Below are 13,310 nucleotides of genomic sequence, written 5' to 3'. Positions count from 1 at the left end.
ATTGGTTTACACTGCCGAATCACCGCATGTTGCAGGGAAACTGATTATGTTGCGATATTTAAACCAATGCTCCCGTGGGCGCGGCGCCTGGCTGTTGTTGGCCTTCACCGCTTTTGCTCTGGAAATGGTGGCATTGTGGTTCCAGCACGTGATGCTGCTGAAACCTTGTGTTATGTGTATTTACGAGCGCTGTGCGCTGTTTGGGATTATGGGTGCCGGGCTTGTCGGTGCCATCGCGCCAAAATCGCCGTTACGCTACGGCGCGCTGGCTCTCTGGTTGTACAGCGCGGGCAAAGGCCTTCAGCTTGCGTGGGATCACACGATGCTGCAATTGCACCCTTCGCCGTTTGTCACCTGTGATTTCGCCGCGCGCTTCCCGTCCTGGCTGCCGCTTAATAAGTGGCTGCCGTCGGTATTTGTGGCAACGGGTGACTGCTCAGTGCGTCAGTGGGAATTCCTGTCGCTGGATATGGTGCAGTGGCTGGTTGGCATTTTCGCCATCTTCCTGATTATCGCCGTGCTGGTAACGATCGCTCAGCCGTTCAAGCCTAAGCGCCGCGACCTGTTTGGCCGCTAGGTTTTAGTATCAGAAAGCAAAAACCCGCCGATGGCGGGTTTTTTATTATTAGTGGTCGCGACGATAAAGCGTCCACTGGTCTATGCGTTCACCGCTCGGCAATATGCAGTCGCCACGCTCGCCCAGATCGGTTTTCACCGCTCTCAGCTCACCGCCTTTATCTTTGCAGTAAACTGACGCCGGGTTCGGCATGCCGATAACCTGTGGCGGTTTTGGCGCCGTAGGTTCGGGTGATGAACAGCCGTTGAGAATGAGCGCCCCAAACAGTAATGTTATTTTCTTCATTTTCCCTCCAGTCAGGAGGCAGAATGTTAACAGTGCGGGAGTGGGGAAAGCAAAACCAGCGGGATGCGGACTTAACGTGCCGCGACGTTATATTGATGAATCGCACTCATCGGACGATGTAGAGCATGCATTCCTGCTTTGCAGAAGATACAAACAGCGCCATGGGGATTTGTTTCTCGGACATCGTAGGGGGAGGTGCGATACTGTGAACCGCCACAAGACGGACACTTAAATGTTAAGTACTGGATAAAAACCTTCTTTTACTTGTTATAGAAAGTACACCGTATCACAAAGATTTCGCTTTGTACGATTTATTTTTGTGCACTTCCGGAATACTGGTGGATCAGTCTGCCCACTCAGGTTTGTTCAATATATGATCCTGCCAATCGCGAACTTCCGACTCTTTCACGGCGATATGACGTACCGAAATGCGTTCGCCGTGCATCGCTGCCTTAGAACCTGACAAAAGAGGATGCCACGCGGGCAGGTCTTTTCCTTCTGCTAAAAGACGGTACGCGCAGGTCATCGGCAGCCATTCGAAGGTTGGCAGATTGTCACGCGTCAGCTTGATGCAGTCCGGCTCGTACTCGAAGCGGCGCTCGTAGTTACGGCACTGGCAGGTTTTGATATTCAGCTGCTTACAGGCGACGTTGGTGAAATAGATTTCATCGGTATCTTCGTCCATCAGCTTATGCAGGCAGCACTGGCCACAGCCGTCGCACAGGGATTCCCACTGGGCGTCGGTCATTTCGTCGAGCGTTGTACTCTGCCAAAAAGGTATCTGTGTCATAAAAAGGCCTGCATATGAAAAATCAAGCTGCACCTTATAAACGCTGTGGTCATAAGATGCAAGCGTTGCCGCCCTGGCGGCGGCAAATTGATTATAGTACGCGAGTGGTAAGGCTACGTCCGTCGAAGCTCACTTCAAGGCTGTCGCCGCTGGCAAGCGGGCCGACGCCTTCCGGGGTACCGGTCAATATCACGTCGCCCGCGCGCAGGGTGAAGAAGCGGCTCATATAGGCGATGAGCGGGATGATTTTGTGGATCATGTCGGAGGTGGAGCCCTGCTGGCGAACCTCGCCGTTAACCTTAAGGGAAAGGTCAGTATTTTGCGGGTCGGCGGTAAATTCTGCCGCCGGAATAAAACCGGAGATCGGGCAGGAGTTATCGAAGCCTTTTGCTTTTTCCCACGGCTGCCCTGCTTTCTTTAGCTTGCCCTGCAGGTCGCGTAGGGTTAAATCCAGCGCCACGCCGTAGCCCGCAATCGCTTTAGCAACGTGTTCTTCGGTCGCCTGTCTGAGCGTGGCGCCGATTAAAATCGCAAGCTCTACTTCGTGGTGCACCGAACCAAGATCCTGCGGCAGCGCAAGCGGCTGGCGAATGTCGCACAGCGCGCTTTCGGGTTTAATAAACAAGACCGGCTCTTCCGGCGTCGCGCTACCCATCTCTTTAATATGTTTTGCGTAGTTGCTGCCCACGCACACTACTTTGCTGACCGGAAAATCCAGCAGCGCACCCTGCCAGTTATGATGTTGATACATGCCTTTCCTCTGCGTCGTTGTGTTAACTGCATTTGATACTAGATAAAAAAATCCCCGGTGAATACCGGGGAGCGTGCGTTATTGTGCGATTGCGTCAGCCATGGTTCCGATGCTGATGGCAAAGTAGTACGAACGGTTCCAGTGCATGATGGTTCTGAAGTTGTTATAGACCAGGAATGAGCGGCCCTGATTATCGTCCGGGGTAACTATCCACGCGCGCTGGCCTGAAGCAGGAAGCTGCAAGCCGTCAGGCAGGGTGACGCCAAGCTGCTGCCACTGGGCAACGGTTTTGCCCTGGGCAGTTTTCGTTCCGGCAAGCCCTGCGTCGATGCCTTGCGGCAGTTTAACTTCAGTGCCCCAAGTTCCGCCTGCCTGCCAGCCTTCCGTCGCCAGGTAGTTGGCGGTTGAAGCAAAGACATCGCTGGTGTTATTCCAGATGTCGATTTTACCGTCGCCGTCGCCGTCCTTGCCGTAACGCAGGTAGGAGCTAGGCATAAACTGGTTCTGGCCCATCGCACCTGCCCATGAGCCTTTCAGCTCGTCGGCAGTAACGTGCCCCTGGTCGAGGATTTTCAGCGATGAGATAAGCTCTTTGGTGAAGAAGGCTTCTCGCCGCCCTTCAAAGGCCAGCGTCGAGAGCGCTGAGACAATATCTTCTTTGCCCTGAATCTTGCCAAAATTACTCTCCATTGCCCACAGCGCGACGATGTAGTTACCCTGCACGCCGGTGCTTGCGGTGACGGAAGCAAGCTCGGGCTGGTGCTGTTTGTACAGCGCGCGGGCCTGCTCAATTTTTGCGGGGGTAATCACGCGCGACAGGTAGTCATCCAGCGTGACTTTCTTTTCAAGCTGGTTGCGGTCGGATTTAATGACCCGATCAACAAAATGGACGTTGGCAAAGGCCGCGGTGATGGTGTTATTGCTGATGCCCTGCTGGCGAGCCTTTTGCTTGAGCTCTTCGACGTAGGCCGGGAATTCTGCCGGGTCACGCCCCTGTTCGGCGAGCGTTGTCGAGGTGGACGGTGCCGACGGCTGGGCTGCAGCGGGAGGCGCTGCAGGAGCAACGGCCTCCGCGCTGGGGGATTTTGCGGCACAGCTGGCAAGAAGTAACGTGCTGATGGTTATACAGATTGCTGAAGTTTTCATCTACCCTCTCGCGATAAGTTTGCTGCTGTCATCTTCCTCCTTTATGTATAGAAAAGATTTACCGCTAATCCGAATCTTATTTTTTTGGCCCTTTTTCCAGGTGCATTTTTAACAAACTTTCCGGCGGCGGTGGCAGCTGTAAATAATAGCCTTCATCTTTGAGTGCCTGTTTCACTTTATCGAAATCCGCGTTGGCCAGTTTTTTACTTCCGTCGAGCGGTAATATCATTGCCAGCTTAGGTTCACCGAAGCCTTTCATCAATTCTTCAGGCACGCGTGAAAAATCGTCTTTTTTTTCGACATAAAGATAAGTCTGGTCACGTTTGCTACTTCTGTAGATCACACAAAACATTTTTTTTACTCTATTTTCGCCGGATGGTGGCTTGCCTGAATATACCTGTGACTATACCATGCTTAATGTACTTCGGAATATCGTCCCACGAGCCGTGGGGATTGAAACTGAATTGAGTAAGGCCAGGATGTCAAACACGCCAATCGAGTTAAAAGGCAGCAGTTTCACCTTATCAGTTGTTCATTTGCATGATGCTCAACCCGAGGTCATTCGCCAGGCCCTTCAGGATAAAATCGCCCAGGCGCCTGCTTTTCTTAAAAATGCCCCGGTTGTTGTTAACGTTGCCAGTCTCGATGGTTCTGTAAACTGGAAGAAGGTCCAGCAGGCGGTGGCTTCTACCGGTCTGCGCGTGGTCGGTATCAGCGGTTGTAAAGATGAATCGCTGAAAAGCGAAATTGAACGCGCCGGTCTGCCGTTGCTATCCGAAGGGAAAGAAAAAGCCCCTCGTGCGGCTAAGGTTACCGCTCCGGAGCCGGTGACCGTGGCCGAGCCAATTGCCACACCCGTCACAAAAACGCGTTTGATTGATACCCCGGTTCGTTCCGGTCAGCGCATTTATGCACCAAACTGTGATTTGATTGTCACCAATCACGTCAGCGCCGGTGCGGAACTTATTGCTGATGGCAACATCCATATTTACGGCATGATGCGTGGCCGAGCCCTGGCAGGTGCCAGCGGCGATCGTGATGCACAAATATTTTGTACCAACCTGGTAGCTGAGCTGGTCTCAATAGCGGGTGAATACTGGCTGAGTGATCAAATACCAGCCGATTATTATGGGAAAGCGGCGCGCCTGAGTCTTGCGGGCGGTGCTCTCTCCGTTCAACCTTTGAATTAAGCCCTTTTAACAAGGAATTCCTTTATGGCACGCATTATTGTTGTTACATCGGGTAAAGGGGGCGTCGGTAAGACCACGTCCAGCGCGGCCATCGCTACGGGTTTGGCCCAGAAGGGAAGAAAAACCGTCGTTATCGATTTTGATATCGGCCTGCGTAACCTGGATCTGATCATGGGCTGTGAACGCCGCGTGGTTTACGATTTCGTTAACGTTATTCAGGGCGATGCCACGCTTAACCAGGCGCTTATCCGCGATAAACGTACCGAGCAGCTCTATATTCTGCCGGCTTCACAAACCCGCGATAAAGACGCGCTGACCCGCGAAGGCGTGGCGAAAGTGCTCGACGATCTGAAAAATATGGACTTCGAGTTTATCGTCTGCGACTCCCCGGCAGGTATCGAAACCGGCGCGCTGATGGCGCTCTATTTCGCCGATGAAGCCGTAATCACCACCAACCCGGAAGTCTCTTCGGTTCGTGACTCCGACCGTATCCTTGGCATCCTGTCTTCTAAATCGCGTCGCGCTGAAAACGGCGAAGACCCGATTAAAGAACACCTGCTGCTGACCCGCTACAACCCGGGCCGCGTAAGCCGTGGCGACATGCTGAGCATGGAAGACGTGTTAGAAATTCTGCGTATTCCTCTGGTCGGCGTGATCCCGGAAGATCAGTCCGTGCTGCGCGCCTCCAACCAGGGCGAGCCGGTGATCCTCGACGTTGAAGCAGACGCGGGCAAAGCCTACGCAGATACCGTTGAACGCCTTCTCGGAGAAGAACGTCCTTTCCGCTTCATCGAAGAAGAGAAGAAAGGTTTCCTCAAACGCCTGTTCGGAGGATAAGTTATGGCATTACTAGACTTTTTTCTCTCACGGAAAAAGAACACTGCTAACATCGCGAAAGAGCGACTGCAGATTATCGTTGCGGAACGCCGTCGCGGCGACCGTGAACCTCACTATTTGCCGCAGTTGAAGCGCGATATTCTGGAAGTTATTTGCAAATACGTGCAGATCGATCCGGAGATGCTGACCGTCGTGCTCGATCAGAAAGGTGACGATATTTCCGTTCTGGAACTTAACGTTACGCTTCCCGAGACGCAGGAAACAACAAAGTCCGCGTGATACAAATAAAAAACCCCCTGATGTATTCAGGGGGTTTATTTTATTATTTCCCGTTGCGCCATTTATATTAAGAATTATCTGCCACTCTTCTTAACTATTTTCCCGCACTTAGGTTATGCACTGTATTTATTTACAGGTATAAATGCATCTTATTAATAATCTGCGAGCAGCGTTTTTAGCTTGTCACCCATTAATTCACCGCGCCAGCCGCTGATTAATTCCGGCGCACTGGTTCTGGTTTTTAATTGCCAGTGCCAGTTAAGCAGCTGGTTAATTTGGCGACGTGAGGCGAGCAGCTCCGCGCTAAGGCCGCTGCTTTCACTCACTTCCTGTACCAGCGCCTTGATGGCTTTGAACACTTTACGATAGCCCGGCATATCCACTAAATTGCTGAGCGCTTCCGGCCACTGGTCTTCCGGCAGCGCCTGCGCTTCGGCCACAAGCGCGATTAGCGTTTTACCGTGGAAGCGGATTTCGCTGCCGCTTAGGCCAAGCGAATCCAGTTCGCCAAGCGACCCCGGCATATAGCGCGCTACCTGCCAGAGGTGCTCTTCCCGCACGACGAAATTCACCGCCATATCGCGCTCGCGGGCTTTACGCAGACGCCACGACGCGAGCTTCTTCAGGCACGCAAGCTGACGAGTACGCAACTGCCATGCGTTGCCGATTTCGCGCCACGCCTCTTCCGGGTCGAGGATTTCCTGGCGGCGATTTGCCATCAGGTTACATTCGTCCAGCGCGGCCTTCATCCAGCCTGCGGCTTCGGTTTCTGCCATCAGCTTATGAGCGATTGGCAGCAGGTAGAACACGTCCGCCGCCGCGTATTCGCACTGGCGCTCGGTTAACGGACGTGCCAACCAGTCGGTACGGGATTCGCTTTTGTCCAGCGCGATGCCCGTATAGGCCTCGACGATGGTGGCAAAACCGCAGGACAGCGCGCGCCCGCTGAATGCCGCCAGAATCTGGGTATCGATAAAGGGATCCGGCAACGCGCCGAAGGCATTGAGGAACACTTCCAGATCTTCGCTTCCCGCATGCAGGAACTTAATGACCTTGCTGTCGGCGAGCAACGCTTTGAACGGCGACCAGTCGGTGATGGTTAACGGATCGATAAGGGAAATCTGATTGCCGTCATACAGCTGGATCAGGCCAAGCTGCGGGTAATAGGTGCGCGTGCGGACAAATTCGGTGTCCAGCGCCAGGGCAGGTACCTGACGGGCGGCCTGGCAGACTTCTGCAAGCTGCTCATCGGTGGTGATCATAAGGTAAGTCAAATTGGGTTCTCTTAGGTTTGCGCCCATAAAAAACGCCGGATTACCGGCGTTAGGGGCGACTGACTCGGAGCTCAGGCGCTATTGTTGATCGGCCTTGGCGGCTTCGTCACGTAGTTCTCGTCGTAAAATTTTTCCGACGTTGGATTTTGGCAGCTCTTCGCGGAATTCCACCAGCTTCGGCACCTTGTAGCCGGTCAGGTGACGGCGGCAGAAGGTGACCAGTGATTCTTCGCTAAGCGCCCGATCTTTCTTCACGACGAAGATCTTCACCGTTTCACCGCTTGCCCCACCCGGCACGCCGACCGCGGCGACTTCAAGCACGCCAGGGTGCTGCATCACTACGTCTTCGATTTCGTTCGGGTAAACGTTAAACCCGGAAACCAGAATCATATCTTTTTTGCGATCGACGATGCGCATAAAGCCCTCTTCGTCCATGGTAGCGATGTCGCCGGTTCGCAGCCAGCCGTCCAGCATAATTTCGTCCGTCGCATCCGGACGCTGCCAGTAGCCCAGCATGACCTGCGGGCCTTTGACGCACAGCTCGCCCGGTTCGCCTGCCGGCACTTCGTTACCTTCGTCATCGATAAGCTTCACTTCCGTCGACGGCACCGGCAGGCCGATGCTGCCGCTGTGATAGTCGATATCGTGCGGGTTGGCGCTTACCAGCGGCGCGCACTCCGTCAGGCCGTAGCCTTCAAGCAGGTAGCGCCCGGTGAGTTTTTCCCAGCGTTCGGCCACCACGTGCTGCACCGGCATCCCGCCGCCTGCGGAAAGGTGCAGGCTGGAGAAGTCGAGCTGCTGGAATTCTTTGTTATTAAGCAGCGCGTTGAACAGCGTGTTTACGCCGGTCATGGCGGTGAACTTATACTTGCCTAATTCTTTCACCAGCCCCGGAATATCGCGCGGGTTGGTGATAAGCAGGTTCTGACCGCCCAGCTCGATAAACAGCAGGCAGTTCATGGTCAGGGCAAAAATGTGGTACAGCGGCAGCGCGGTCACCACCAGCTCTTTACGTTCGTACAGCAGCGGGCTGTAGGCTGCCCTCACCTGCTCGAGGTTCGCCAGCATATTGCGATGGGTGAGCATTGCGCCTTTCGCCACGCCGGTCGTGCCGCCGGTGTATTGCAGGAAGGCGAGGTCGGTGCTAATCACCTCTGGCTTGATGTACTGCAGGCGGTAGCCGTTGTGCAGCGCGCTGCGGAAGGAAATGGCGTCCGGCAGGTGGTATTTTGGCACCAGGCGCTTGATGTATTTCACGACAAAGTTCACCACCGTGCCCTTTGCCGCCGAAAGCTGATCGCCCATGCGGGTAAGAATGACGTGCTTAACCTGGGTTTTATCGACGACTTTCTCAAGGGTGTGGGCAAAGTTGGAAACGATAACGATAGCGCTTGCGCCGCTGTCGTTGAGCTGATGCTCCAGCTCGCGCGGCGTGTAGAGCGGGTTAACGTTCACCACTACCATTCCGGCACGTAAAATCCCAAATAGCGCGACCGGATACTGGAGCAGGTTTGGCATCATCAGCGCGACGCGGTCGCCCTTTTGCAGGCCAAGCCCCTGTTGCAGATAGGCGGCAAAGGCGCGGCTGCGCTCTTCAAGCTTGCGGAACGTCATCACCTCGCCCATGTTCACAAACGCGGGCTGGTCAGCATAGCGCACCGTTGCCTGTTCAAACATATCAACAAGGGATTGATAACGATCGGGATTAATCTCAGCCGCAACGTCGGCCGGGTAGCGGTTAAGCCAAACCTTCTTCAAGGAAACACCTCTGAATTTATTATTTGTCGTCATCACAACCCCAAACAGGACACATGCCGTTAACATAATATTAACTCAGCGTACCAGTTTATTAATTAGCCTGATTTAAGGTTGCGAAGCGCATCACTAAATTTTTTCTTTCCATCCTGGAAATAAATAAACAGCGGACATGCCGCTGTCTATAAAGTTAACTAAAACAATATGTTACTCAGTTACAATGGTCTGTACCTGCGCCGGGCCTGGATTATACCAGCCAGCGCCGCCCCACATACCATAGTGACCGCGATACGGATAGGGGCCGCCCCAGAACCACGGGTCAATTGGCTGTGGAGGCATGACTACCTGCTGCACGACGTTCCAGCGTTTATAGCCGGTGGCCTGCATCAGCATAAACTTATACGGCGTTTCCCCCACCTTCCCTTCGATGGTGCCTTTGATTGGCCCGACAACCGTCACCAGCTGGCCACGGAAATCAACCGGGTCGAGGAAGCCGTTCACATCGGCATAAATGCGCCCTTTTGAAGGTTCACCAAGCCGTGGACGTGCCCCTTCATCGAGGCTTACCGTCGCGATTTCCAGACGCGTTTTACCCGCCTTGTTGTCGATGTTTACCACGCGTCCGCCGAAGCGGGCTTCCTGGCCGACGTACAGTTCCGGCGCGTTCATCACGCTTGCCAAATCCTGCTGTGGCGTCGCGCTGGTACCTTTGATGGCATCCGGCACCGTCACACAGCCGCTCAGTAACAGCGTCGCGACGATGGTTAACAAGCCACCTAACTTCCTGACGTTACAACCTGCCATACCCATCTCCTTATACCGCGTTACGCAACCTGGTAACGCTGAGTATCACTCTTTGCCGGGAAGCTTCTTCCATGTTACTTCGTTGCGCAGATAAACCGGCTCCGCATGTTCAACGGCTACCGTACGGCTCGCGTCAAATGCCTGAACGGCGAGCGTCAGCATATCTTCCGCCGTTGGCAGCGCTACCTGCCCATCGCGCGTCACGATGCTGCTGCCTGCGGCCATATCAGGCCATGCCTGCCAGCCAGTGCCGACTGTAGCCCACTCGCCTTCGAGCTGCTTCAACCGTTCTGCAACCGCTTCAGGCTTTAGCACCGCTTCGGTTTCTTCACCGTGCCACACGCCCTGCTCGTCGCGCTGGTACTCGGCCCAGTAGACCTCGCCCATGCGCGCGTCGATGGCGGCAAGCACGCGCGTAGCGCCGGTCAAACGCCAGGCCCCCTGCGCCATAGTCGCAAGGGTAGAAACGCCGATCATCGGCAGTTCGGCACCCAGAGCCAGCCCCTGCGCAATACCAATACCAATACGCACGCCGGTAAAACTCCCCGGCCCCCGCCCGTAGGCGAGCGCGTGTAGCTCAGACAAGGAAAGGCCGCCCTGGTTCAGGATGTCCCGCACCATTGGCAAAATTCGTTGGGTATGCTCGCGCGGGCAGAGTTCGAAATGGGCACAGACGGTGCCGTCGTTGTTCAGGGCAACCGAACAGGCTTCTGTTGCGGTATCGATGGCTAAAATTCGCATGGACTGGCCAACCTCTGGCGAGAATCTGGATAGAAATAGGGTCAAAAATCGGCGCGCATCATACCATAGCCTGGCACAAATTACTGCGTCGGTGGGGAGTTAAGGAACTCAACCGCCCGATTTATGTCCCGCGTGCGCGGCGTGGGCGGCAGACTGTTGAGAAATACCGCACCGTATGGCCGCATCACCAGGCGGTTGTCGCAAATCACCAGCACGCCGCGATCGTCAACGTCGCGGATCAGGCGGCCAACGCCCTGTTTTAAGGTGATCACCGCGTCGGGAAGCTGAACGTCGTCGAACGGATCGCCGCCGCGGATCCGGCAGTCTTCCATGCGCGCCTTTAACAGCGGATCGTCCGGGGAGGTAAACGGCAGCTTGTCGATGATCACAAGCGAGAGCGCATCGCCCCGCACGTCCACCCCTTCCCAGAAGCTGCTGGTCGCCACCAGCAGAGCGTTCCCTGCGCTGACAAACTGCTCCAGAAGCTGGCCTTTACTGGTTTCGCCCTGCAGCAGCACCGGCAGCGTCATGCTCGCCCGGAACTGCTCCGCCAGCTCGCGCATCATGGAATGCGAGGTGCAGAGCATAAAGCAGCGACCGTTGTTGGCTTCGATCAGCGGCTGGAGCATTTTCGCCAGATGCTTTGCGGCGTGCGGCTGGTTCGGCGTCGGCAGGCCGCGCGGCACGCACAATAGCGCCTGGGTGGCATAATCAAACGGGCTAGCCAGCAGCAGCGTTTTGGCGTTATCGATACCAAGACGGTCGGTAAAGTGGCTTAGCTGGTCGTTCACCGAAAGCGTCGCTGAGGTGAATATCCAGGTCCCCGCCTTTTGGGCGATGACCTCTTTGAATTTATCCGCCACCGAAAGCGGCGTGAGCGCAAGGGTGAAATTGCGCGAGTTGCATTCGTACCAGTAGCTGTAGCCCGGCTGGTCGACGTCCTTCAGGCGTTTGATGCGGCTGCGATAGACCACCGCGCGCTCAAAGGCGGCATCAAGCGTGGCGGAGCGTCCAAGCGAGAGCTTCGCCACGTCGTAACAAAGCTCCAGCGCATCGTCGAGCAGCAGTAAAGCGCGCTGAATTGCGGGCTGGGCCAGCAGTTCACGCAGGTTGCCACGGTAGCCCGGATCGCCAAGCTGAAGGCGAAAATCCTGGGTACTTTGCGCCAGGCGATCGGCGCTTTTTTGCAGCTGCTGGGCGTCGCGCACTTCGGTGCGGTAGGCGATAGAAATATCTTTGGCTAAATCGAGCAGCTGGCGGCTTGAGACAGACTGCCCAAAATACTGGCTGGCGATGTCGGGGATCTGGTGCGCTTCATCGAAGATCATCACCTCAGCCTCCGGGATAAGCTCCGCGAAGCCGCTCTCTTTCACCACCATATCGGCGAGGAACAGATGATGGTTGACCACTACCACGTCAGCGTCCATCGCCTTTTTACGCGCTTTGACCACGAAGCAGTCTTTATATAGCGGGCAGTCCTGGCCGAGGCAGTTGTCGTTGGTGCTGGTGACCAGCGGCCAGACGCTTGAATCCTCGGCGACGTTAGTGCAGTTGCTGATGTCACCGTCCGTCGCTTCAATCGCCCAGCTGCGCAGCTGAATGACTTCGCTCAGGGTTTGCACCGGTAGATCGCCTCCGGCCAGCGACTGCTGTTCGAGTCGTTCAAGGCAAAGATAGTTTGAGCGCCCCTTTAACAGCGCTAGGCGGCCTTTGAAGCCGAGCGCTTTGGCAACGGTGGGCAGGTCGCGGGAATAGAGCTGATCCTGTAGTGCTTTGGAGCCGGTAGAGATAATGACCTTTTTGCCCGAGCGCAGCGCAGGCGCGAGGTAGGCGTAGGTTTTACCAGTGCCCGTCCCCGCTTCAACCACCAGCTCACGCCCGTCGGTTATGGCTTTTGTAACGGCCTCGGCCATCTCGCGCTGCGGTTCGCGCGGTTTAAAGCCAGGTATCGCCAGAGCGAGCTGACCGTCTGCTGCAAAATCGTCCGTCACATTGCCCCCTGTAAATATTGCCAGTGATTATGTCAGCCCTTACAAGGTTTATCCAGCAAGCAGGTGGCAGCCCCCGCGCGATTATGGCAGTCTGTTGCGAAATTTAAGCCTCAAGACCAGTAGATAAGGAAGAAGTCATGAGTATTGTGCGTATTAAACCCGAAGCGCGTATGTCCGATGCGATAATCCATAACCAGACGCTGTATTACACCGGCGTACCGGAAAATCTGGACGCGGATGCCTACGAGCAGACGGCCAATACCCTGGCGCAAATCGATGCGCTGTTAGAAGAGCTGGACAGCGATAAAACCCGCATTATCGACGTGACAATCTTTTTGCCAAACGGCGAGGATTTTGCCGCGATGAATAAAGCATGGGACGAGTGGGTGGTTGCAGGCCAGGCACCGGTGCGCTGCACCGTTGAGGCGAAGTTGATGAACCCGCGTTACAAGGTAGAGATTAAGATTGTAGCCGCGGTTTAAGAGATACACGGGTCGACCTGGGGAAACCTAACCCCAGGTTTCTTCTACTATCAGGCTATTGCGTCAGGTTAATGTCGGGTGGCGCTGCGCTTACCCGACCTACGGTTCTGCGATATATCTAATCGTCGCCCTGCTCTTCGTCCGGCCCGTAGCCGCGCTCCTCCTTATACTCCTCGGCCTGCTCCTCTTCCTCGTCCTCATCTTCGAAGCGGGCAACAATCATTTCCCCGGTATGGGATGCGCGGATCTCCGCCGCTACGACAGTAATGGCTTCTCCGCTACTCATTCCCTGCGACATCAGTTCCTGAATACGCTCGACAGCCTGCTGCTGCTGTTCGTGGGACAGTGCTGGTAAACCTGAAATCATCGTCGACTCCTGTTACATTGCTTGAGGTTAATTATATTTCA

General features: G+C 55.1%; 16 protein-coding genes and 1 pseudogene. 5 read left to right on the top strand and 12 right to left on the bottom strand.

All coding sequences use genetic code 11. The features are described from left to right. Positions 1-46: 46 nt before the first annotated feature. Positions 47-577, top strand: a complete 531-nt coding sequence (gene dsbB, locus ACSPHG_RS09820) for a disulfide bond formation protein DsbB (RefSeq protein ID WP_435953284.1) — start codon at positions 47-49, stop codon at positions 575-577. A 48-nt stretch (positions 578-625) separates the two neighbouring features. Here dsbB and ACSPHG_RS09815 read toward each other — a convergent pair whose 3' ends face one another. The 6 genes from ACSPHG_RS09815 to ACSPHG_RS09790 all read right to left on the bottom strand — a co-directional run bounded on the left by ACSPHG_RS09815 (position 626) and on the right by ACSPHG_RS09790 (position 3,901). Beyond that, the gene (locus ACSPHG_RS09815; protein ID WP_435953283.1) at positions 626-862 is read right to left on the bottom strand and encodes a putative hemolysin; all 237 of its coding nucleotides are present in this window, start codon (positions 860-862) and stop codon (positions 626-628) included. A gap of 71 nt (positions 863-933) precedes the next feature. Further along, complete coding sequence (gene ymcF, locus ACSPHG_RS09810; RefSeq protein ID WP_435955990.1) at positions 934-1,110, bottom strand: cold shock small protein YmcF; 177 nt, start codon at positions 1,108-1,110, stop codon at positions 934-936. 95 nt (positions 1,111-1,205) lie between these two features. Beyond that, entirely contained in the window at positions 1,206-1,652 is a 447-nt protein-coding gene (gene ycgN, locus ACSPHG_RS09805; RefSeq protein ID WP_435953282.1) for a cysteine cluster protein YcgN, read from the bottom strand. A 91-nt stretch (positions 1,653-1,743) separates the two neighbouring features. Then, positions 1,744-2,403, bottom strand: coding sequence for a fumarylacetoacetate hydrolase family protein (locus ACSPHG_RS09800; protein WP_435953281.1), 660 nt, complete (start codon positions 2,401-2,403; stop codon positions 1,744-1,746). Between the two features lie 78 nt (positions 2,404-2,481). Beyond that, positions 2,482-3,549, bottom strand: a complete 1,068-nt coding sequence (locus tag ACSPHG_RS09795; RefSeq protein WP_435953280.1) for a lytic murein transglycosylase — start codon at positions 3,547-3,549, stop codon at positions 2,482-2,484. A 76-nt stretch (positions 3,550-3,625) separates the two neighbouring features. Beyond that, positions 3,626-3,901 (bottom strand): YcgL domain-containing protein, encoded by a 276-nt coding sequence (locus ACSPHG_RS09790; protein WP_435953279.1) that lies wholly within the window; start codon positions 3,899-3,901, stop codon positions 3,626-3,628. Positions 3,902-4,028: 127 nt separating this feature from the next. Here ACSPHG_RS09790 and minC point away from each other — a divergent pair, with 127 nt between their 5' ends. From minC to minE, 3 genes are read left to right on the top strand one after another with little or no spacing between them, the layout of a single operon-like run. Beyond that, the gene (minC, locus tag ACSPHG_RS09785) at positions 4,029-4,739 is read left to right on the top strand and encodes a septum site-determining protein MinC (protein ID WP_435955989.1); all 711 of its coding nucleotides are present in this window, start codon (positions 4,029-4,031) and stop codon (positions 4,737-4,739) included. 24 nt (positions 4,740-4,763) lie between these two features. Next, positions 4,764-5,576 (top strand): septum site-determining protein MinD, encoded by an 813-nt coding sequence (minD, locus tag ACSPHG_RS09780; RefSeq protein ID WP_435953278.1) that lies wholly within the window; start codon positions 4,764-4,766, stop codon positions 5,574-5,576. Positions 5,577-5,579: 3 nt separating this feature from the next. Next, a complete protein-coding gene (minE, locus tag ACSPHG_RS09775) occupies positions 5,580-5,855 on the top strand; it encodes a cell division topological specificity factor MinE (RefSeq protein ID WP_435953277.1) in 276 nt (91 codons plus the stop codon). Between the two features lie 152 nt (positions 5,856-6,007). Here minE and rnd read toward each other — a convergent pair whose 3' ends face one another. The 5 genes and pseudogenes from rnd to yoaA form a co-directional block, all read right to left on the bottom strand. Continuing rightward, a complete protein-coding gene (gene rnd / locus ACSPHG_RS09770; RefSeq protein WP_435953276.1) occupies positions 6,008-7,129 on the bottom strand; it encodes a ribonuclease D in 1,122 nt (373 codons plus the stop codon). Positions 7,130-7,207: 78 nt separating this feature from the next. Next, positions 7,208-8,887, bottom strand: a complete 1,680-nt coding sequence (gene fadD, locus ACSPHG_RS09765) for a long-chain-fatty-acid--CoA ligase FadD (RefSeq protein ID WP_435953275.1) — start codon at positions 8,885-8,887, stop codon at positions 7,208-7,210. Positions 8,888-9,091: 204 nt separating this feature from the next. Next, positions 9,092-9,634: pseudogene (locus ACSPHG_RS09760) on the bottom strand (Slp family lipoprotein); the annotation flags it as partial. Positions 9,635-9,733: 99 nt separating this feature from the next. After that, positions 9,734-10,429, bottom strand: coding sequence for a tRNA (adenosine(37)-N6)-threonylcarbamoyltransferase complex dimerization subunit type 1 TsaB (gene tsaB / locus ACSPHG_RS09755; RefSeq protein WP_435953274.1), 696 nt, complete (start codon positions 10,427-10,429; stop codon positions 9,734-9,736). An 80-nt stretch (positions 10,430-10,509) separates the two neighbouring features. Next, entirely contained in the window at positions 10,510-12,420 is a 1,911-nt protein-coding gene (yoaA, locus tag ACSPHG_RS09750; RefSeq protein ID WP_435953273.1) for a DNA repair helicase YoaA, read from the bottom strand. A 137-nt stretch (positions 12,421-12,557) separates the two neighbouring features. On the opposite strand from yoaA, the gene ACSPHG_RS09745 reads away from it, so the two are divergent. Then, entirely contained in the window at positions 12,558-12,902 is a 345-nt protein-coding gene (locus ACSPHG_RS09745) for a RidA family protein (RefSeq protein WP_435953272.1), read from the top strand. Positions 12,903-13,020: 118 nt separating this feature from the next. Here ACSPHG_RS09745 and ACSPHG_RS09740 read toward each other — a convergent pair whose 3' ends face one another. Next, a complete protein-coding gene (locus tag ACSPHG_RS09740) occupies positions 13,021-13,269 on the bottom strand; it encodes a YoaH family protein (RefSeq protein WP_435953271.1) in 249 nt (82 codons plus the stop codon). Between the last annotated feature and the right edge of the window lie 41 nt (positions 13,270-13,310).

It is taken from the genome of Dryocola baronae, from assembly GCF_051297175.1.
Classification (GTDB): Bacteria; Pseudomonadota; Gammaproteobacteria; order Enterobacterales; family Enterobacteriaceae; genus Dryocola.
This window is presented reverse-complemented; position numbering and strand designations above follow the sequence as displayed.